This is a genomic window from Nocardia sp. NBC_00508 (assembly GCF_036346875.1).
Classification (GTDB): Bacteria; Actinomycetota; Actinomycetes; order Mycobacteriales; family Mycobacteriaceae; genus Nocardia.
Genome location: NZ_CP107852.1, coordinates 573,938 through 593,955, shown reverse-complemented (window position 1 = coordinate 593,955; position 20,018 = coordinate 573,938). Strand labels below are relative to the sequence as shown.

The following is a 20,018-nucleotide window of genomic DNA, read 5'->3' as shown; positions in this document are numbered from 1 at the left end:
ACCCGATCACCCAGCCGCCCGACAACAGCCTCCAGCGAACCCCGAGAAGGATCGGGCCTCCGACGATCATCGGTGACCGCTACACGCCCTGACCGCTCACCCGCGGCGGGCCCGAACCCAAGCCGCTCCTGGTGTCGGGTGGCTGCCTGTTGTTCCGGATCCGATCGCTGGTTCCACGGTGTCGGCCTGCCGGGCTGCAATGTAGAAGCGTTCGGCAAGTGCCCCGCACCGGACGGTGGAGCGGACTCCGGTGTGGTAGTGGCATCGGCGGTGTCGGCCTGTGTTGTCGAAGGAATCAGGACCTCGAACCAGATGTCCTTGCCAGCTGGATTCAGGGTGACACCCCACACGCTCGAAAGCTCCTCCATCAGCCCGATACCGCGGCCGTGTGTCCCTGCCTCCAACGCGCCCAGATCGAACGCTTCCTCATTGAATTCCACTGAGTGCAGGTCGAAGTCGCTGAAGTTGCTCTCTTTCTGTCGGGTAGGCAGCCCGCGGCTTTCGTCGCCGATCGTCACCCGCAACTGGTTCCCGTCTACCCACAACCGGACGCGCGCGTGGCCCTCGGGAGCGTATCGATCGACGTTGCTCACCAACTCCGATACCAACGTGACCATGTTGTCGAGTTGATCGTCCGGAACATCGATCTGTGTCAGGACGTTCTTGACGGCGCGCCTGGCTTGTGACGCGCCTCGCGCAACGGCGCCCGGCGGGAAGGTCAGGTCCACTGCGGGTTTGGGCGTTGTCTGTGACGGATCCTGCTCGGCGCTTTCGGGGAGCTCGAACCACACCGTCGTTCCCGCGCCGTGCGGCAACTCGTAGCCCCATGCTTCCGTCGTCTGTTCGATCAACCTGACGGCGCGCCAACCGAATTCGGCTTGCAGCGGCCGGGTGGGCAGATCCCGGCTGTTGTGGCCGGTTACCTTCACCACCGCCCGCCGATTGCCGGGGTGTCCGAGTACCTGGACCGACACCTCCGGCTCACGCAGGGACGGGCGATGTGTGTCCGAAAATGCAAGCGCACGCCGCACCAACTCCTGCACGATCGCCTCGGCCCGATCTCGGTGTCCCTCGATCGGCCAATCGGCCAGAGACTCGTGAACGGATCTGCGTGCTCGCTGCATGAGTTCACGCGCCACCGCTGGGTCTCGCCTTGCCGCAGGATTCCGGTCCACCACCAGCGCAGCGCGGTCACTTGGATCAGAAAGCGCGGGGGCCGAACCGGCTCGGGATCCTCGCTCGGAGTTCTGTTCACTTGTCCGGCCGGATCCGCCGGTTTCCGGGTCCTGCGGCGGAGAGGGCGTTGCTTTCCGCGGTGGTTCGGGTGGCGGAGTCGGCGGCGGTTGCCTTTTGCGCTTATATGGCGGTTTGCGGTCGCCGTCGCCGACGGATGCCTGGGCTTGGGGGATCAGGCGACCCGGTTGTACCGGCCGTTGGGGTGGGGCGAGTTGCCGCGGTGGTGGTGCGGCTATCGCAGGTACGCCGGTTTGGACGGCGTGGTCTTCGAGGCCGTCGAGAGGTGGTTGGGGCGCTGCAGGTTTGTGTGGTGCGCCGGGGGTTTCGGGGTCCGGCTCGGTTGGATCGTGTGCGGGTGGCGGAAGTTCGGTAGGTGTGTCGGCGGGCTGCGCGGGCAGGTGCGGTGTAGGGGTGTCGGAACGATGTGGGAGAAGTGTTTCGGAATCGAGTGTGCTTGCCGTGTTCTGGTTTTCTCGGGGCGTACCGGGGGCGGCAGTGTCGGGGATCGGCAGCTGTGGCCGATCGGTGAGTGGGATGGCGGGCGAGTGCTCCGGAACGATCGGGGTGGTCGGGTGTGGGACGACGGGGATGGTGTTGGCGGGTGGGCTGTCCAGTACAGCGGGTTGGCCGGGGATCGCGTACGTGGTGCCTGGCGGTTTGGTGTACTCCTCGGGCATTTCGGCCGGGAATTCATCCAATTGGGGCTGAGTGGGTACGTATCCGGGCACGACTGGTGTGATCACCGTCCCGATTCGTGCCGGGAATTCCTCGGGATCGCCGGGGCGCTCATTGTTTTCGGTGGTTCGCTCGTCCGTGATCCCAGGCAGCGGTGTCGTGAGTGCCGTCGTGGCACCGGCATTCGACAGCACCGATCCTGGAGGCGTGTCGGTGCCGACGTGGAATCCGGTGCGGTTGTCGGTTGGCACGCTGTCGCTGCCGCTGTGTTCAGCGTGCGGTGGGTTGGGTCGGCCTGCGGCGGTGTCCGTAGTGCCCGGTTTCTGCGGGGGCGACGGTGGTGGCGTTCCGTTGTTGGGCGCCGATACAGCCTGGGCCGGTTGGTCTTTGGCGTCCGGTGTGGGAGGCGGTGTCGATTTCGGGGCGGGCTCCGGGTTGGCGGCCGCCGGTATCGGCGGTGCATCCCGCACGGGTGTCATCGAAGTCGGCCGTGCACCAGGTGTCCCGGCGTTCGGTGGTGTGGCGTCGTCGAAGAATCCGAGATCGATGAGAGAGGGCGCATCGTCGGCTGGAGGCGGCTCGCCGCGCCCACTGCCTCGGGTGGGCCCGCCCAGGCCCGGCGCACGCGGAGGAAGCCCATCCCCCGGTGCGGCAGCCGGTTGTACCGTGACACCGGATCCGTTGCCGCTGTTTCCGAGATCCGTGGTGGTGGCGACGTGGGTTTCGGGGGATCCGTTGCCGGGCGTCATGCCGTCGGCGTTCGTCATAGGGCTCGGAAGGGGGCCGCGTCCCGCTGCCGACCCGGTCTCGGCACCGATGTGGATGACGGTTCCCGCCAAGGCCATCCGTGCGGTGCCGGACTCACCGCCGCCGGTCGATGCGGTGGGCGGGTGCCCGATGGCCGAGCCGGACCGTCCCGGCGTGCCGGTGGTGGGCATGGGCGAGTCGGCCCCGACAGCTCTGCCCTGGAACTGTTCGAAGACCTTGTTCCAGGCTGGCCAGGTAGGCTCTCGCCCAGGTGTGGACGGAGTTCCACCCGAGGACGGTGATGACGTCGGTGGGGTCGATCCGGGCGGGGTATCGTTACCGCCTCGCAATCCGGCAAGCATCTGGTGAGCCTCGGCGTCGGCCCGCTGCTGCCATTGGGACAGGCTGATCTCTTGGAACCTGCCTTGGCCGGCAGGTGCGTCGGCGGCGTGTTCAGCGGCGAACTCGAGTGCTCCCGCGCGTGTTTTCGGTTCGAGGTCGTCGAGCCGTGGATTGCGGACGAATTCGCCGGCGATCTCCTTCCCGAGCTGGGTCAGCTCGGGGGAGAGTTCCGGCCGGGGTGTGTGCCCGTCGCCGATTTCCGGAGTGGATCCGGCTTCGTCGGGCAGGGCAGGCTTACTTCGGGGAGGGCCGGAGCCACCTGCCGCGTGGGTGGGCTCGCCCAAGCGGGCAACGGTATCCGAGGGTGCTCGCGGCGCGGCCCCCGCATCGGGTAGGGACGCATGGGCCGCGGGAACGACGCGAGCGGCGTGAACTGCGGCAGCGAGCCCGCCGACGACGCCTCCACCGACACCCATCAGCACCATCTCGGCGAGGTTGCGGCCACGGATCTCACCGCCGGTCAGACCGAAGGCGGTCAAACCTCCGGTCAAACCGCCTGCGGCACCGCTGATCGCGCTGGTGGACAGTGTGGCAAGCGCAGTCGGGAATGGCAGGCGTGCGTTGATGGCGAGACGGTGGAGCCCGGGCATTACCTTCGCCGCGACTATCCCCCCGGTCAGTCCGCTCACAGCGCCGATCGCCGTGGCCACACCGACCTTCCCCCAATCCATCTCCGTGACCCGCCCAGGTTTTCCTTCCCCCATCACGATCTGGGCATACTGTGCTGCCGCCGTCGCGCCACCCATGAATATCGACCCCATCAGCAGACCGCTTGCCGCTGGCGCCAGCATCGGGAATGCATCCCTGAACGCGGTGGCGCGCTGCAGCAACCACGTGATGGTGCGACGGCGCGCCTCGGCGGCGGCGATATCGGCGTTCAGCCGAGCAGTCAGTGCCTGGGTGCCGAAACTGCAGGCCACAGTCAGCCCTAGGGCGATGGCGATCGCACGGACGGTGAGTCGCTCCAGCTCCACGGCGTTCGCGCCGTCGTGCATGAGCCTCGCTGCGGCGTTCAGGGCCTTGACCAGTGCGTTGCCATTATCGATCTGCTGCTGCAGGCCACCCCGGATCGCCGTGCCGGTTTCACCGCCGATTGCCGATGCCGTGTCGCGCTCGGCTACGGACTCCAGTCGGCTCAGGATCTCAGCGAGGTTCCGCGCCGACCGAACCAGCGCATCCGCGATCGCACGCATCGCAGCGGGGTCCCCGACGGGCCAATGACCGACAATCCAGCGGGTGAGCCAATCCGGCAATCCCGGCACCGCGGAGTCACTCACCGCGAATCCCACCGCCTGCTTGCGCTCTCGAACATCAGCAGATGCAGCACTTTCGCGGGTCCGCACGCCGCCTCTCCGCGCAACTCGACTTCCGCGAACGAAGCGATCAACGCCGCTTGCGGGTGGAACCGCCCGCCGGTGATGCTCCCGCCGCCCAGCTGGTTTCGCCAGCGCCGGTAACCGTCGACGACCGTGGCCAGGGTGTCGCGGCCCGCCCACGGCCCACTGATCCGCCGATACTCGGTGATCAGTGCTCGCTGTGCCGACCGGCGGGGTCGCGGGCCCGCCATCGTCGCCAGGACTCGCCCCAGCTCGCCGACGACGGCCGAATAGATCGGGCGTTCGAGGGATCCGGGTACGAACACCCCGGATGGAGCTGCGGCCCTCGCCTCGGCGGCCAGCCTGGCCGGATTCGTCACGAGAGCGCGATCGAGCAGCAGCCACGGTTGGCCGCTGCGTGCCTGCTCCGACTCGCTGCCGATCCGATCCCACCTGTCCTGGGATATCCAGCCCCGGCCGAGTTCGTGGATTGCGATTCCGCCGATCTCGAGGAACGGATATCTGCCCAGGATGTCGTCCAGCGCCGCCGCGATCTCGCCGACGGTGTGCACTCCGATGCCCGAGGTGTCGAATCCGGCGAGCTGTATGCCGTGGCGCGTGGCCATGGCCTGCGCTGCCTCGAGAGCCTCGGGGTCTGTCGGCGCGGCGGTGCTATCCCGTTCTGCAACGGGTTTCGCTTTGCGGGACTTGTCTTTTCGGCTCGGTCGGGCCGGGTCCGCGGGCGCGACACCCGGTCGGGCGGGCTCCGGCCCGAAAACCCGTCCAGGCTGGCGGCTGCCGGGACCCGGGTGCGACCATGGTGAGGCGGCGGCGTTCGGCCGCATCGTGGAACCGCCGGGACCGCGCGACCATGGTGTGCCCGTGGGTTTTCCGGTTGCGGCGGTGGCGTCGCCGGCCGCGTGGAAGGTGGTCGAGGGCCCTGCGGTGCGCGGCTGCCTGATCCCCGGGTCCGCGGCGGATCGCGGTGTCACACCGACCGGAGCGTTCGGCAAGCCGTCCACGACCGCATCGCGGATACCTTGCGGTGCAGGCGCATCGGCCTTCGCTGGTTGCTGACCCGCTGTCGTGGGCTCGGTGATCGAGTCGTATCCGGCGGGTTGCTCCTGCGGGGCTGTGCTCGGATTGCCGCTGGGCGCCGTCGACGGCGCGGGGCTCGTCCACGGCGCGGAGGTCGTCGGTTTCTGTGTCCCGGTGGCGCTTTCGGCGAGCGGTCCCGTACTGCCGGGGTACGCGGCAGGCACGTCCGGGTTCTGCCCGACCGGATCGGATACGACCGGGAACGGGACGTCCGGGCCCATACTGTCCGGCACGGCGTCGCGGATCAGGTTGCCGAGTCGGTGGTCCTGCTGGTCGAAGCTATCGGCGACTTCAGCGATGCCATTGCTCAGTTCGTCCAGAGTGCCGATCAGATTCTGGTAGCCCTCCAATGCCTTCTCTACATGCGGTACATACGCCTCGCCGATCATCCGCCCGGGTTCGTCGTCTCCCCACGGCTCGCCCTGCCGGGCGAGCTCATCCTCTAGCTCGTTCAGGTCTCGCCGCGCCTGGTCGGCAGCAGTCGACAACGCGGTCACCAACATATGCATCAGGTCCGGGTCGACATACAACGACTCACCCATTCTCGGCATCCTTCCCCTGCACCCACGGAACCGAAAGGACTATCCGTCCACTGAATTCCGGAGGCTGAACTCCCAGAGATGGCAAGAGAGGTCGCAGCCGACTCGGGTCGGGCCCCGCATCCGGACGCCTCCTCGCGGTGCCGTCACGCGTGGTGGGATTCGCGCTCCAGCGGGTCCCGCAGGCTCGGTGCGCGGGGAAACAGATCGGGTAGGTCGGGTATCGCCTCGGCGATCGGCGCGATCATCTGCTGCATCTGCTGCTGAGCTCGCTGGGCAGCCGCGCGCCCGGCGTCGGTCACGGACTTGCCCAGCTGGTCGGCCGTGCTGCGCAGAGCATCGGTGCTGAACTGCACGTCGACGAGCACTCCGGTGGCGTCGACGGTCACCTCGACCAAACCGTCGGCCGAACTCGCGCTGCACCGCGCCGTTTCCAGTTGCTGCTGGACGGCGGCCAACTGCTGGCGCTGTTCGACGAGCAGATCGAGCATCTGATCGACTTGCTCGCGCATCCCGTCATTTGCTGAGCGCAACGCCTCCTGCTCCCAGCGGTCCATCGGTATCCACCTCTCGTCGATAATCCGGACGGTTTCATGCCCCCACGCCGTTGCGTTCGGCGAACCTCCGCTCGAACTGCGCGGTGGCGGTCTCGGGGTCGGCGGTCGAGTGTTCCAGTACGCCGTCGTCACCGACGCAGAAGATCGCCCGGCCGATCGCGAGCGCTCCTTCCGGCACCGGTACATGTACTGTCCATCCGACGCCGAATCGCTCGGCGGTCAACTGCGACAACGGATATCCCGTGGTATCCAGCCCCAGTCCGGTGATGTAGTCCCGCACCCGGGAGCAGGCTTCCGCGGCCGGTATCGGTTCCATCTCCGGCGGTGCCAGGCCGGCCAGCAGGTACTGGTGATATGCGCCATCGATATCGAACCGATCGTCATCGCCGAACACGTCGCGCAGGATGCCCCGCGTGATGACGCCCGCCTCGGCGGCGGCAGTCATCGCGGCAATCGCGTCGCAGCGGTCATCCCGGCCGTCGGGAAGAAGACCCGCGAGGATTCCGGCCACGGTGTCGCGGGTCCACATCCCGGGCACCGCGGCCGCACACTCCGTCGCTGTGGGTGACTGTCCGCGATACCAGCAGCCGGCCTCCCACCAATAGCAGAACGACAGCAAACCCGATTCGGCGCGCAGATTCAGGGTCGGGTCGGACACCCAATGCGGCGCTCCCGCATAGAGATTCGGGATCGACGCACCGTCGTTATACGCCGCGTCCAGCGCCGGTGCGTTCCACACCCCGCCGGACAACACTGCCCGGCCACCCGGGAGTGCGTGCAGCGTCGATCCGTGGTGGCCCGCTCCCTCGAACACCCCGGTCCAGGGCAGCATCCGTGGGCCCCACGTCGACCCGGTCGCGATGAACGCGGCGGCGAGGGTGGCCCATCGCGCCCACATCTCGGGAAAGGGCGGAAACTCGTTCACCGTCAGAGTTGCCCACACCGCGTCGGCGCGGTCTGCGCGTTCCTGTGCGGCGGCCTGCTGCGGCGCGCGTCGTTGCCTGCTGCCATGCCCGATGTAGGCGGCCAGCCACACCGGCACCCGGTCGCGCGGATACGCCGAAAGGTCGGTACGGTACGCCTGCGGTTCGAACAACTGTCCGGGCGGGAACGGCTCGTCGCCGTAGTCGTAGTCCACCTGCGGTGCGCCGGAATCGGTCAGTACCACCAGCATTCGCCACCACGGTCCTCGACTCGATCGTGCCGCGACCGCTCGCTGTTCCCGAACCAGGGCAAGTACCGGCTCCGGGGGAGGCAAAGAGATGGTCTGCTCACCGATGGAATACACGATGTGGCCGATCTCGGCGGATACCGTCATGGCGAACACCGCGTCGACCCGATGCCAGCCCGCCGGGCCGTGGAAAACAAGGGCTTGGCTGATCGGGTCTGCGGTGCGCCCCGTTTCATATGCCACGCCTACCCCGCACCGTCCTCGTTCATCGCGCGCTCTGGTCAGATCCTGTCGTATGACACCCCTACGAGGCCCGAAGTCGACCGCTCACCCGCTGGAGCGTGTCCGACGAGGTGTGCACGGTGTCTCGCCTCCCAAGCGAGCCAGGGGAAGTGTGCCGATGACGAGCGGAAGAGCGGGCGCTCCCGGAACCGGGTGCGAACATCAGCGTTCCGCATGCTGGTCGTCAGAAACAATGCGAAACCTAGTGCAGATAACGACCGCGTCCGTGGGTTGAGGCAAACGCCCGCTTGTCCGGCGGTCGGTGTGCGGTGGTCGGGGCCGCCCGATGGCGGCGAACACCGCCGTGCCGCGCATTCTGGCCGGCCGGGGATCGAATACCCGGTGAACGGCGACGAGGTCACTGCCTGGGGCTGTGGCTGAATTGTTTTGCGAGCCATAAGGGGGCCCGTGAAAAGCGGCGCCGCGGGAGCCGATTTCACGCCCTCATCGGGCCGCTGAGCGTGGGCCGTAGGTGTCGAGGAACAGCACGGGACCCGCGCCGAAAGCGGCTGTGGCGTCCATGTGGAGCAGTGCGGCCAAGGCTTTGGCGGTGTAGACGGGCTCCAATTGCAGTCCGGCCGCAGCGGCACGCTGTTCGGCGTCGCGTGCGGCCGTTGTGGTGTGGCCGTAGCCGGGGCCGAGCCAGTCGGTGGTCATCGTGACGTCCTCGGGCCGCAGTCCGGTTGGGGTGAAGCGGGCTCCGCGGGAACGAAGCAGGTTCTCGGTGCGCTCGGCGAGGCGGACGACGTGCGCGGCGTCGAGGGGGAGTGTGTCGTTCACGACGACCCCGACAACGCGCGTGCGCAATCCGGCCAGTCGTAACCCGAGTGCGAGACCGGCCGCGGTGCCACCGGACCCGACGGCGGTGACGATGTGCGTGGGTTCGGGAAGCTCGCCCGCGGCGATCTGAGCCGCGAGTTCATACGCCGCCTCGACGTAACCCAGGGCGCCGATCGGCGACGACCCGCCCGCGGGCAGGAAATACGGGCGCTTGCCGCCCCGCAGGTGCCGCAGATACAGCCACGGCGCGGCGAGCAACGTGCGCAGCTTGCTGTGCGTGAAATGCAGTGTGGCGCCAGAGCTTTCCAGTCGCCGCAGCTGCGCGCGGACGTGGTCGTCGACCGGCTGATCGACCAGGGCGAGAGCGGTATCGATGCCGTGGGCGCGGCCGTACAAGGCCGTGGCCAGGCCCCAGTTGGTACCGGTGCCGCCGACGGTCAGGATGGTGCGCGCACCGCGGCGCCGCGCCTCGGGCAGCAGCCATTCCAGCTTGCGTACTTTGTTGCCGCCCCAGCCGCCGTCGCCGTATCCACTCTCGTCTTTGCACCACAGGTCGGTCGCGGTGCCGAGATCACACCGGCGCACCGGTGTCGGCGCGGTGCCGAGCCGGATGAACGGCAAGGTGTCGGTCACCTCGGGACAACGCGCATGGAGCAGCGCACCGGTCATGGCGTGATCGCCTCGGGGATACCCAGCAGCGCCGCTTGGACCTCGTGGAGGCGGTCGACGTCGCCGCGGATGCCCGCGACGTTGTCGTTGTACAGGAACGCCTCCCCGAGGCGGACCAGCGTGTAGGCCAGCAGCGCGGGTTCGAGGGGCGGGCGGTATCCGTCCTCCTGGGTGGCGCGAACGATCAATCCCAGGACCGTGCGTACCACCAGCGGCTGACACGGTCCATCGCTGGCGGTCAGGATGCGCAGCCCGGACAGCGGCTCGTTCTCGAAGTAGCGGCGGAACGGTTCGTTGTCGGTCATCCAGCGGTTGACCCGGTAGAGCACATCCAGGATGCGCCGGGCGCCGATGGAGCGGCGGCGTGCGTCCGCGCGGCTGAGCAGGGCCTCGAATTCCCCGGCCAAGACCGCGCCGAGCACGCCGTCACGGGAGCCGAACCAGCGGTAGATCGAGGCGCGGCTGAGCCCGAGTTGCCCGGCGATAGCCTGGATGTCCACGCGTTCGCCGGCCAGGAACGCCTTGCGGGCGTGTTCGATGACCTGTTCCCTCGTCGCGGAGGCCGGTCGGCCGGGAGGGCGGGTGGTCCGCTGACTGGAATCGATCACCAAGAAATGATACATCCTCTAGGGCGTGTATAAAAACGCGCTCAGAACCACGCTTCCCGCATCTGCAGCGTAGTCGTGTCCAGGCGGGCGAGCAGGTCCAGTGCCGGTGCGGTCCTGGGCAGCTCGAAATGATAGAAGAACCGCGCCGCGTGCCGCTTGCCATCATAGAAGTCGCCGGAACGCTCCCCGGTGGCGAGAAACTGCTCGAGCCAGATCCACGCCAGCACGATGTGCCCGAACGCCTCCAGGTAGACCGAGCTGTTGGCCAGCGCGGCTTCGATGTCGCCGGTGGCGAACAGTCCGGCGGTCACCTCGACCAGCCGGCGCCACGCCGAATCCAGCTGGGCGGCAAGCTCGGCCGCCTCGCCACCCGCCATGCCAGCGGCGGCGATGGTGGCCTCGACCCGCGCGCCGAGCGCCAGCAGGCCGGCCCCGCCCTGCTGGGTCACCTTGCGGCCCAGCAGATCCAGGCCCTGGATGCCGTGCGTTCCCTCGTGGATCGGGTTGAGCCGGTTGTCCCGGTAGTGCTGTTCGACGTTGTACTCGCGGGTGTAGCCGTAGCCGCCGAGCACCTGGATGGCGAGGCTGTTGGCCTCCAGGCACCACTGCGAGGGCCAGCTCTTGGCGATCGGGGTCAGGATATCCAGCAGCAGGGTGACCGCGCGGCGGTCCTCCTCGGACTCCGCGGTGCGCTGGTCGTCCACCAGGCGTGCGCAGTACAGCACCAGCGCCAGCCCGCCTTCGGCATAGGCCTTCTGCGCCAGCAGCATTCGCTTCACGTCGGCGTGTTCGATGATCGGCCGCTGCGGCGCGGCCGGGTCGGCGGGCAGTTTGGCCCGGCCCTGGGTGCGGGTGCGGGCGTAGTCGAGCGACTCGAGGTAGCCGGTGTAGCCGAGCGCGGCGGCGACCAGGCCGACGCCGATCCGCGCCTCGTTCATCATGTGGAACATGTAGGTCAGCCCGCGATGCGGTTCGCCGACCAGATAGCCGACCGCGCCGGGCGCGCCGCCGGGCGTCCAGCGGCCCTCGCCGAAGTTCAGCACCGTGTTCACGGTGCCGCGGAAGCCCATCTTGTGGTTGAGCCCGGCCAGCGCGACGTCGTTGCGTTCGCCGATCGCGCCGTCGTCGCCGACCAGGAAGCGGGGCACCACGAACAGCGAGATCCCCTTGGTGCCCGCGGGTCCGCCGGGGATCTTCGCCAGCACCAGGTGCACGATGTTCTCGCCGAGTTCGTGATCGCCGCCGGAGATCCACATCTTGGTGCCGGACAGTCGGTACGTCCCGTCGTCCTGCGGCTCGGCGCGGGTGACGATGTCGGCCAATGACGAACCGGCCTGCGGCTCGGACAGGCACATGGTGCCGAAGAAGCGGCCCGCGAGCATCGGCCGGACGAACTTCTCGACCAGCTCCGGATCGGCGTGGGCGACGAGCAGATTTGCGTTGGCCACGGTGAGGAACGGATAACCCGCGGTACCGGGGTTGGCCGCCTGGAACCACGCGTAGCTCGCCTGTGCGACGGTGGCGGGCAGTTGCGCACCGCCGAGTTCGTAATCCATTGCCGCCGAAGGCAGCCCGGCCTTCGCGAACGCTTCCAGCGCGCGACCGACCTCGGGGATGACGGTGACGCGTTCGCCGTCGAAGGTCGGTTCGTTGGCGTCGTTGAGCTTGTTGTGCGGCGCGAAGTACTTGGTGGCCAGCTGCTCGCTGAGCTCCAGCACGGCGTCGAAGGTCTCCCGCGAGTGCTCGGCGTACCGTTCGCGTTTGGTGAGCCCCTCCGCGTCCAGCCACTCGTAGAGCAGGAAATCGAGATCGCGCCGGGACAGCAGGGTCGACCGCATCAGCCCATCCTTTCGGGACATGTTCGAGCAAGTGTATCTTACGGGCGCTCGCGGCGCCCGGTGGCGCGCGCCCCGGCGACGGGATCGCGGCTCGACACCGCTGGGGGTACGGGTGGGCGACCTCCGGACCGCGCGGCCGGGTTCGTCTAGGGGCTGAGCAGGCCGCGGGCGTGGGCGGTCGCCGCGGCTTCGGTGCGGGTGGCCGCGCCGAGTTTGGCCAGGATGCGCGAGACGTGCACCCCCGCGGTATTGGCGCTGATGAACAGCTCGGCCGCGATCTGACGGTTGCTCGCGCCCGTGGCCACCAGCCGCAGCACGTCGAGTTCCCGAGGTGTCAGGCCCGCGGTGCTCGGCCGCTGCGTCGCGGGCGGGCGGTCTGCGGGGTGGTCGAGGATGATCCCGGCGCGGTCGGCCAGCTGCTCGGCTTGCGCGCCGAGCGGCGGCGCCGCCAATTCGTCCGCCAGCTCCACGACGGTCCGCAGCGCTGTGCGCGCCGCGGCACGATCGCCTGCGGCCAGTTCGGCTTCGCCGGATTCGAGCAGAGCGCGCGCCAGTTCGTACGGCTGGTGCAGGGCCCGCCACGAAGCCGCCGCCGCAGTCCAGTCGGCGGGACGGCCACTGCGGACGGCTCGGCAGGTATCCCGGTGCGCGGCGTCGACGGCGGTGGTCACCGGCAGCGTTGCCATGGCGGTGTCGAGAACCATTGTCGCGCAGCGCGTTCGGGCTACCGTGGCGGCCAGCGCCCATCCTTCGTGATGATGGGCGGCCAAGTCGTCCGCGGTCAGCGTCGCTGCGCCGATCTCGGCGGCGCGCTGCGGGTTGCCCGCCGCGTGCGCGATCTCGGATTGCACGGCGTGCAGCTGGATCTGGTACTGCCTGGCCCAGCGGCGGTCGCCGAGCAAAGGCTGCGCGGTTTTCGCGCTGGTCGCCGCGGCGTCCACGTCACCGCGCGCCAGCATGACCCTGGCGTGGCAGAGCAGCAGCGCGGCGGTGCTCAGCGGCGGCAAGCGCTCGGTCAGCGATTCGTCGATGAGATCGAGCGCTTCGCTCCAGCGGCCCAGCGCGGTGAGCGCCTGCGCCCATTTGACCAGCAGAATCGGTCCGGCATCGATGAAACGGTAGGTCTCGTGCGCGGCACGCAGCCCCTGCTGGATCGCGGCGATGGCCGCCTCATTCGACCCCGCCGCGACCAGCAGCGCCGACTCCCACAGCACCACGCTCAGCAGCGTTCCCGGATCGCCCGCGGCCGTCGCGGCGGCATGCGCCCGTTCGAAATGCGCCATGGCCACCTCGGACCGGGCCGCAGTGGCCAGCCCGAGGTATGCGTAGGCGCGCGCGGTCAGTGGCCCGGCGCCCAGCTGTTCGGCCACGTCGGCGGCGGCGCGCGCATCGCTCTCGGCCGCGGCGGAGTCACCGCCGAACACGCGCGCCGCGGCGAGTTCGGCGAGTACCTCGCCGCGCAGCACCGTCGGCCGGTCCGCTGGAAGCAACGCCAGCGCCGCGAGCAGGTCGTCTTCGCCGCCGCTGCTGCTCTGATTGCGCAATCCGGCCCGAAGGTGGTGCAGCCGGGCGGCGCGCTCCGGTTCGACCGCCACGTCGATCGCGGCCAGTGCCTCGTCGGCGGCCGCGATGCCCCGCTCGATGACACCGCCGCGATGACATGCCGCAACGACCGCTTCCAGCACGCCGAGTCGATCGGCGTTCACCCGGTTCGCGGGTTCCGGTGTCCGGTCCCATAGTTCGAGCACCCGATCCAAGTGACGCACCTGACCACCGTGTGCGCCAGCACTTTCCGCGTCCGCCGCGGCATGCCATGCGGCTTCCAGTGCCAGCGGCAGTTCGCCAGCCTCGTACGCGTGATAGGCCAGCTCGCCGGAGGGGCACCCGTCCCGGTCGGCGGCGAGTACCTGGGAAAGCTTGGCGTGCAGGCGTTTTCGTTCCGCTGGCAGCATGTCGTCGTAGACCGCGTCGCGGATGAGGATGTGCCGGAACTCGTAGCCGGTGTCCGTGGTGACCAGCAGTTGCTGATCGACCAGCTGATGCAGGGCCGTGGTGAGCTCGTCCGGGGGGAGGTCGGCGGCGGCCTCCAGCGGCGCGTGGCGCACCGGTGAACCGGCCACCGCCGCGAGCCGCAAGACCGAGCCGGTCCGGTCGGGCAGGTCGGACAGATACCCGAGCAACAGCTCCGACAGGTCGGCGGGCGTGTCCTCCGGTGCCGGACCGAGCGCCTCGACGAACAGCGGAATTCCCTTGCTGCGCTCGAAGACTCGCGCGATCGTCCCTGGTTCCGGCTCCCTGCCGAGCAGCGCGGCCAGCTGTCTGCCCACCTCGTGCCTGGTCAGCGGCGCCGGAGTGAGCAGGCGGACTCCGGGGGCGCGGCGCCACCCGGCGACCAGCCTGCGCAGTGGTTCGGAATCGGCGGGCCGATAGGTGCCCACCAGCAGCAGATCTCGCTGGGTGAGGTTGGCCACCAGGAACGCCAGCAGCTCGAGGCTGGCGTCATCCGCCCAGTGCAGGTCCTCCAGGACCACCACCACCGGCCTGGTTGTGGCCAGCTGTTCCAGGACGGTCAGGATTTCACCGAACAACCGGATTCGATCCGTGTCGGCTTCCGCCGACCCGGACCGTGCGGCCAACTCGGGAAGCCAGCGGCCCAGCGCGGGCTTGTCCACCGGAAGCAGCGCTGCCAGCCCGTCCACACCCTGGTCGCGCAGCAGCGCGCGCATGACCGCGACGAACGGAGCGAACGGCACGCCCTTGGCGCCGAACTCCGGACAGCGTCCGCACAATACCGCCGCATGCGCGCCGACCCGCGTCGTGAACTCTACGACCAGCCGCGACTTGCCGATTCCCGCCTCGCCCGCGACCAGCACGGTGTGGACCGCCGGGTCCCGGTAGGCGTCCTGCAATGCCGCGACTTCGGCGGCCCGCCCGACGAAGGCACCGCAAACGGGAAGGCTCACCACGGGCGCGATCATGCCCGACCACGCCGTTGGTGCCAACTGTGGCGGGTAAAGAGGTGTTCAGCGGGAAGATAACGAATTCTCGTGATTCGGCTGCCCCCTCGTTACCCGAAGTATTACCGGCATGACGACGAACACCGAAATCCGCCCCTTCCGCATCGACATCCCGCAGGCCGACCTGGACGATCTCCGGCTGCGCCTGGCCCGCACCCGCTGGATCGACGACCTGCCCGGCACGAGCTGGGAACGCGGTGTGCCGACCGCCTACCTGAAGGACTTGGCCGGGTACTGGGCGGAGAAGTTCGACTGGCGGGCTGTGGAGGCGGAGCTGAACGCCTACCCGCAGTTCACCACCACCATCGCGGGGCAGAACGTGCACTTCCTGCATGTCCGCTCGGCCCAGGAGGACGCCACCCCGTTGCTGCTGCTGCACGGCTGGCCCAGCTCGGTGGTCGACTTCCTCGACCTGATCGGCCCGCTCACCGACCCCGCCGCGCACGGCGCCCCCGCCGCCCCCGCCTTCCACCTGGTCATCCCGTCACTGCCCGGCCACGGCTTCTCCGGCCCGATCACCGAGACCGGGTGGAACGACGGCCGCATCGCGGCGGCGCTCGCCGAGCTGATGGCGCGGCTGGGTTACGACCGCTACGGCGTGCAGGGCGGCGACCACGGCGCGTTCATCGCCCCCACGCTCGGGCGGATCGACACCGAGCACGTGGTCGGCGTGCACGTCAACGCGCTGGTCACCTTCCCGACCGGGGACCCCGCCGACATGGCCGCGCTCACCGACGCGGAGAAGGCACGGCTGGGCGCGATGAAGAAGTTCCAGGACGACGGCTCGGCCTACATGAACCTGAAGGGCTCGCGACCGAACACCATCGCCCAGCTGCTGGCCGATTCCCCGACCGGCCAGCTCGGCTGGATCGCCGAGAAGTACCAGGAGTGGACCGACTCCTCGCACGAACTGCCCGAACAAGCCGTGGACAAGGACCGGCTGCTGGCCACGGTGAGCATCTACTGGTTCACCGACACCGCCCGTAGCGTCGCGAACTTCTACTACGAGCGCTTCCACGACGCGACCATGTTCGCGCCCAAGCCGAAGGGCACGGTGCCCACCGGTGTCGCGGTGTTCAAGGACGGCGACTACGCCATTCGCCGCTTCGCCGAACGCGCGCACACCATCACGCACTGGTCGGAGTTCTACTCCGGCGGCCACTTCCCGGCGCTGGAGGTGCCGGAACTGCTGGTCGGCGACATCCGAGAGTTCTTCCGCACACTCGGCGACTGATACGGCGGAACCCAAGGGCAGGCGGTCCCCACCGCCTGCCCTTTCCGTGCGTCGGCCACGCGTTGAGTCAGCGGAGTGATATGGCGGCGACCCAAGCGCCGATCGGCCACCATTTGCCGACCGTCGGTAACTCACGACACGTGCACGAGAACCGTCCGAAGCCGATATACCGAACTCAAGCGAGCACTGTTACGAGAAATCCTGCGATGTACGCGATGCCGAAAAGAATTGGGATCCATTGCTCGATGTGGGTGAGGGGCCAGTATCGTGCCCGGTCCTTCCCTTCCCCCAGGGCCCACCATTCGGCACGCCAGAAGGGCGAGGCGGGGAGTCGTTCTTCGAGGACGCCGATGACCTGGTACTTGGCGCTGTTCAGGAGCCGGTAGCTGCGTACCAGGTAGAACCAGGCGAAACACTGGCCGAGGATGGCGACCAGGGGGATGGCCAACCACGGTTCCTTGTCCGACGGTGGGGTTTTCCCGAAGGCGGCGACAAGGGTGAAGATGCCGGTATTGAGTGTCACGAAGAACGAGTTCGTCAAGCCTCGTCGGGCGCTGATGCGGTCGGCCATCTCCACGTAGAGGCGGTACTGGTCGAGCACCGCGCTGTCGTAGGTGGTGCTACGGGCGTCGGGGCCGGTCTCGGCCTCCGGGTGGTTCCAGAGTCGGTGGCGCAGCTCCGACCGGCGATCGTTCTGGTGCATTGCCCACCTTTCCCTGGCGTGTCGCGGTGTGCTGCGGGCGGATTCTTCGTTCTGTCGGGGGCAGCGTGTGCGGTCGGACTCCTCGAGTCGGCGAGCCGACGTCAGCTCACCTTCACTTCGCAGCCGGGGTGTCGTCAGGAGGAATCGGTAGGTCAGGGCAGACCTTGACGTAGTCGATATCCGGCGAGACCCACTCACGCCATTGTTTGTGGCTCATGTTTCGCGTCAGCGTGCTGCACAGATTTTTCGTCCACTCAGCGGGGGCTGCGGACCAGAGCAATATGCTGCCATGATCACCGCTGGATACGATGCGCCGACCGTCCGGGCTGAACGCCACGCTCCGGACAGTTCCAGGGTGTCCTGTCATGGGAGGGCCGATCGATCGGCGGCTGGTCGCGTCCCACAGCCGCACGTTACCGTCGTCGCCGCCGGTGACGATGCGCTGCCCGTCCGGGCTGAACGCCACACTCCACGCTGTTCCTTGGTGCGCGCCCATCGGTTCGCCGAGGGGTTGGCCGGTTGCCGCGTCCCACATCCACACGGTGCCGTCGGAGCTGCCAGCGACGATGCGCTGCCCGTCCGGGCTGAACGCGATACTTGGAATCCGGACCGCAGTTGCGGTCATCGGCTTTCCTATGGGTTGGCGGGTTGCCGCGTCCCACAACTGCACGGTGCCGTCGGAGCTGCCGGAGGCGATGCGTTGCCCGTCGGGGCTGAACGCCACGCTGAACACCCAGTCTTCGTGTCCGGTCATGGGTTCGCCGATCGGTGTTCCGGTGTTCGCGTCCCAGAGTCGCACGGTGCCGTCGGAGCTGCCGGAGGCGATGCGCCGTCCGTCGGGGTCGAAGGCCACGCTCAACACCCAGTTCTGGTGTCCGGTCATGGGTTCGCCGATCGGTGTTCCGGTGTTCGCGTCCCAGAGTCGCACGGTGCGGTCGGGACCGCCGGAGGCGATGCGCCGCCCGTCCGGGCTGAACGCCACGCTCATCACGCCGTCTTCGTGTCGGGTCATCGGTTCGCCGACGGGTTGCGCAACGGTCGCATCCCATCGCCGCACGTCACCGCCGCCGGAGGCGATGCGCTGCCCGTCCGGGCTGAACGCCACGCTCATCACGTCGCCCGGGATGGTCGGTTTGCCGGTGGTCGCATCCCACACTCGCACGGTGCCGTCGTCGCCGCCGGTGACGATCCACTGGCCGTCCGGGCTGAACGTCACACCGCCCACCGGCCCTCGGTGTCCGGTCAGGGGTTCGCCGATCGGTGTTCCGGTGTTCGTGTCCCACAGCCGCACGGTGCCGTCGGCGCCCGTGGAGACGATGCGCTGACCGTCGGGGGCGAACCCGACGCTGCCGATCGGGCCTCGGTGTCCGGTCAGGGGTTCGCCGATCGGTGTTCCGGTGTTCGCGTCCCACAGCCGGAGGGTTCCGGCCCTGCCGGCGAAGCCGCCGGAGACGATCCGCTGCCCGTCCGGGGCGAACGCGACGCTCGCCACCTGACTGCGGTGCGCGGTCATGGGTTGGCCGATCGGTGTTCCGGTATTCGTGTCCCACAGCCGCACGGTTTCATCGACACCGCCGGATACGATGCGCCGTCCGTCCGGGGCGAACGCCACGCTCAACACCCAGTTCTGGTGTCCGGTGATGGGTTCGCCGATGGGTTGTCCGGCGTTCGCGTCCCAGAGCCGCACGGTTTTGTCGTCTCCGCCGGAGGCGATGCGGCGTCCGTCCGGGGCGAACGCGACGCTCCGTACCCAGTTCTGGTGTCCGGTGATGGGTTCGCCGATGGGTTGTCCGGTGTTCGCATCCCAGAGCCGCACAGTCTTGTCGGCACCGCCGGAGGCGATGCGCCGTCCGTCCGGGGCGAACGCCACGCTCAACACCCGGCCCTGGTGTTCGGTGCTGGGTTCGCCGATGGGTTGTCCGGTGTTCGCGTCCCAGAGTCGTACGGTGCCGTCGGCACCGCCGGAGACTATCCGCTTCCCGTCCGGGCTGACCGCCACGCTGGGCACCCGCGCGGTGGTCTCGATTATCCTGCGTACGTGACGGAGCTCGAGGTCGGCGCCGAGCAGCGCGCCCTCGTCCGGCCGTGATGCGATCGACTGCGCGGCCAGAATCTGCTTGAGCGCGCGTGCATCCCCGTCGAGGCGGGCGCCGGCGAGGATGGCCTGGGCCTCGGATACCAGCCGCAGAGCGATCGCTTCGTTGCGTTGATGGATGGCCGCTTGTCGTTGATCGAGCGCGATCGCCGCCGCGGTGACAGCGCTGATGGTCAGGAGCGCGAGGCCGACGATGGCGGCGCGCCGTAACCGCCGGAAGCGGCGTTGCTCCCGCAGGTCCTCGCTGGCCAGTTCGTACTTGGGTTTGCCATGGATCGGGGCAGCCAGGTCGGTGACCTTCTCCCGGAACAACGCCGCGCGAGGATCCCACGGCGCATCCTCGCTGACGTCGACGTAGAACGGCTCGGCGGTGAGCGTTCCTGGCTCGGTCAGTACCGGTAGGGCCACATCGGAGCGTTCCGGGTCGAATCGTCCGGTGTCTTCGTCCCAGGTCAGGTGTCCGTCGGCGACGACGAACAGCAACCGGTCCGGGCCGCGTCGTCGCAGCCAGTGGGCAACTTCCTTGTTGACCCAGCCCGAGGCGACCGAGTGTGCGGAAAGCACCACGATGAAATAGCGGGCGCGATCGATCGCGTCGCTGACCTTGCCCCACAGGTCGGGGCTGGCGGTGAGGTCGGTGGCGTCACGGAATACCCGCAGGGCGTGCAAGTGGCCCATGCGCCGTCCGATGCGATGCAGGCCCTTCTGAATACCCGCGGCGACCAGCCGATCTTCGTGGGCATAGGAGATGAAGGCGTCGTAGTCGGACGACTCCTGTTGTCCACGAGCCTGCCGCTCCAGAGCCTCCGGAGCCTGCGCGCACATGGGTTATCGCCCCGCTCTCCAGATCGAGACGCATGAACTGGACGATTCGAGCCTGACGCACCCGAATTCAGATGACGCGCGTAGTCCGCTACTCGACTTCGCAGGAAGTTGCTGACTCGCCGGCCCGCTATACCAGGTGCCGCATATCCACGCCCGACACGAGATTCGCGGTGAGCCTGTACGCGGGGTCGGTGACCCAGCCGCGTGAGGGCCCGTCAGCCACTCC

11 protein-coding genes and 1 pseudogene are annotated in these 20,018 nt (G+C 68.5%); 2 read left to right on the top strand and 10 right to left on the bottom strand.

All coding sequences use genetic code 11. The annotated features are described in order from the left end of the window. Nucleotides 1-368 precede the first annotated feature (368 nt). Nucleotides 369-1,124: pseudogene (locus OHA40_RS34625) on the bottom strand (ATP-binding protein); the annotation flags it as partial. A gap of 2,277 nt (nt 1,125-3,401) precedes the next feature. Between OHA40_RS34625 and OHA40_RS02510 the strand changes: the two are divergent. Continuing rightward, on the top strand, nt 3,402-3,992 hold the full coding sequence (locus tag OHA40_RS02510) for a hypothetical protein (protein WP_330231444.1): 591 nt from the start codon (nt 3,402-3,404) through the stop codon (nt 3,990-3,992). Between the two features lie 341 nt (nt 3,993-4,333). On the opposite strand, the gene OHA40_RS02505 is transcribed toward OHA40_RS02510, so the two are convergent. The 7 genes from OHA40_RS02505 to OHA40_RS02475 all read right to left on the bottom strand — a co-directional run bounded on the left by OHA40_RS02505 (nt 4,334) and on the right by OHA40_RS02475 (nt 14,881). After that, the gene (locus OHA40_RS02505; protein ID WP_330231443.1) at nt 4,334-6,016 is read right to left on the bottom strand and encodes a hypothetical protein; all 1,683 of its coding nucleotides are present in this window, start codon (nt 6,014-6,016) and stop codon (nt 4,334-4,336) included. A 143-nt stretch (nt 6,017-6,159) separates the two neighbouring features. Continuing rightward, a complete protein-coding gene (locus OHA40_RS02500; protein ID WP_330231442.1) occupies nt 6,160-6,570 on the bottom strand; it encodes a YbaB/EbfC family nucleoid-associated protein in 411 nt (136 codons plus the stop codon). Between the two features lie 34 nt (nt 6,571-6,604). Then, complete coding sequence (locus tag OHA40_RS02495) at nt 6,605-7,984, bottom strand: hypothetical protein (protein ID WP_330231441.1); 1,380 nt, start codon at nt 7,982-7,984, stop codon at nt 6,605-6,607. Between the two features lie 483 nt (nt 7,985-8,467). Then, nucleotides 8,468-9,472: a 1-aminocyclopropane-1-carboxylate deaminase/D-cysteine desulfhydrase gene (locus tag OHA40_RS02490; protein WP_330231440.1), complete on the bottom strand. Its 1,005-nt coding sequence runs from the start codon at nt 9,470-9,472 to the stop codon at nt 8,468-8,470. Beyond that, nucleotides 9,469-10,080 carry a QsdR family transcriptional regulator gene (locus OHA40_RS02485; protein ID WP_330231439.1) on the bottom strand — a complete coding sequence of 204 codons (612 nt, stop codon included), beginning with the start codon at nt 10,078-10,080 and terminating at the stop codon, nt 9,469-9,471. The genes OHA40_RS02490 and OHA40_RS02485 overlap by 4 nt, the downstream gene beginning before the upstream one ends. A 41-nt stretch (nt 10,081-10,121) precedes the next feature. Beyond that, on the bottom strand, nt 10,122-11,918 hold the full coding sequence (locus tag OHA40_RS02480) for an acyl-CoA dehydrogenase (RefSeq protein ID WP_330231438.1): 1,797 nt from the start codon (nt 11,916-11,918) through the stop codon (nt 10,122-10,124). A 146-nt stretch (nt 11,919-12,064) separates the two neighbouring features. Further along, on the bottom strand, nt 12,065-14,881 hold the full coding sequence (locus tag OHA40_RS02475; protein ID WP_330231437.1) for an ATP-binding protein: 2,817 nt from the start codon (nt 14,879-14,881) through the stop codon (nt 12,065-12,067). Between the two features lie 124 nt (nt 14,882-15,005). Between OHA40_RS02475 and OHA40_RS02470 the strand changes: the two genes are divergently transcribed. After that, the gene (locus OHA40_RS02470) at nt 15,006-16,169 is read left to right on the top strand and encodes an epoxide hydrolase family protein (RefSeq protein ID WP_330231436.1); all 1,164 of its coding nucleotides are present in this window, start codon (nt 15,006-15,008) and stop codon (nt 16,167-16,169) included. A 175-nt stretch (nt 16,170-16,344) separates the two neighbouring features. Here the strand turns inward: OHA40_RS02470 and OHA40_RS02465 are convergent, their stop codons facing one another. Both OHA40_RS02465 and OHA40_RS02460 read right to left on the bottom strand, forming a co-directional pair. Further along, the gene (locus OHA40_RS02465; protein ID WP_330231435.1) at nt 16,345-16,872 is read right to left on the bottom strand and encodes a RipA family octameric membrane protein; all 528 of its coding nucleotides are present in this window, start codon (nt 16,870-16,872) and stop codon (nt 16,345-16,347) included. Between the two features lie 112 nt (nt 16,873-16,984). Beyond that, nucleotides 16,985-19,792 carry a TIR domain-containing protein gene (locus tag OHA40_RS02460; RefSeq protein WP_330231434.1) on the bottom strand — a complete coding sequence of 936 codons (2,808 nt, stop codon included), beginning with the start codon at nt 19,790-19,792 and terminating at the stop codon, nt 16,985-16,987. Nucleotides 19,793-20,018 lie beyond the last annotated feature (226 nt).

Excerpts from the sequence above, each read along its gene's own strand:
- OHA40_RS02510 (WP_330231444.1), top strand. The coding sequence starts at position 3,402 with ATGGGCCGCGGGAACGACGCGAGCGGCGTGAACTGCGGCAGCGAGCCC.
- OHA40_RS02505 (WP_330231443.1), bottom strand. The coding sequence starts at position 6,016 with ATGGGTGAGTCGTTGTATGTCGACCCGGACCTGATGCATATGTTGGTG.
- OHA40_RS02500 (WP_330231442.1), bottom strand. The coding sequence starts at position 6,570 with ATGGACCGCTGGGAGCAGGAGGCGTTGCGCTCAGCAAATGACGGGATG.
- OHA40_RS02490 (WP_330231440.1), bottom strand. The coding sequence starts at position 9,472 with ATGACCGGTGCGCTGCTCCATGCGCGTTGTCCCGAGGTGACCGACACC.
- OHA40_RS02480 (WP_330231438.1), bottom strand. The coding sequence starts at position 11,918 with ATGCGGTCGACCCTGCTGTCCCGGCGCGATCTCGATTTCCTGCTCTAC.
- OHA40_RS02470 (WP_330231436.1), top strand. The coding sequence starts at position 15,006 with ATGACGACGAACACCGAAATCCGCCCCTTCCGCATCGACATCCCGCAG.
- OHA40_RS02465 (WP_330231435.1), bottom strand. The coding sequence starts at position 16,872 with ATGCACCAGAACGATCGCCGGTCGGAGCTGCGCCACCGACTCTGGAAC.
- OHA40_RS02460 (WP_330231434.1), bottom strand. The coding sequence starts at position 19,792 with ATGTGCGCGCAGGCTCCGGAGGCTCTGGAGCGGCAGGCTCGTGGACAA.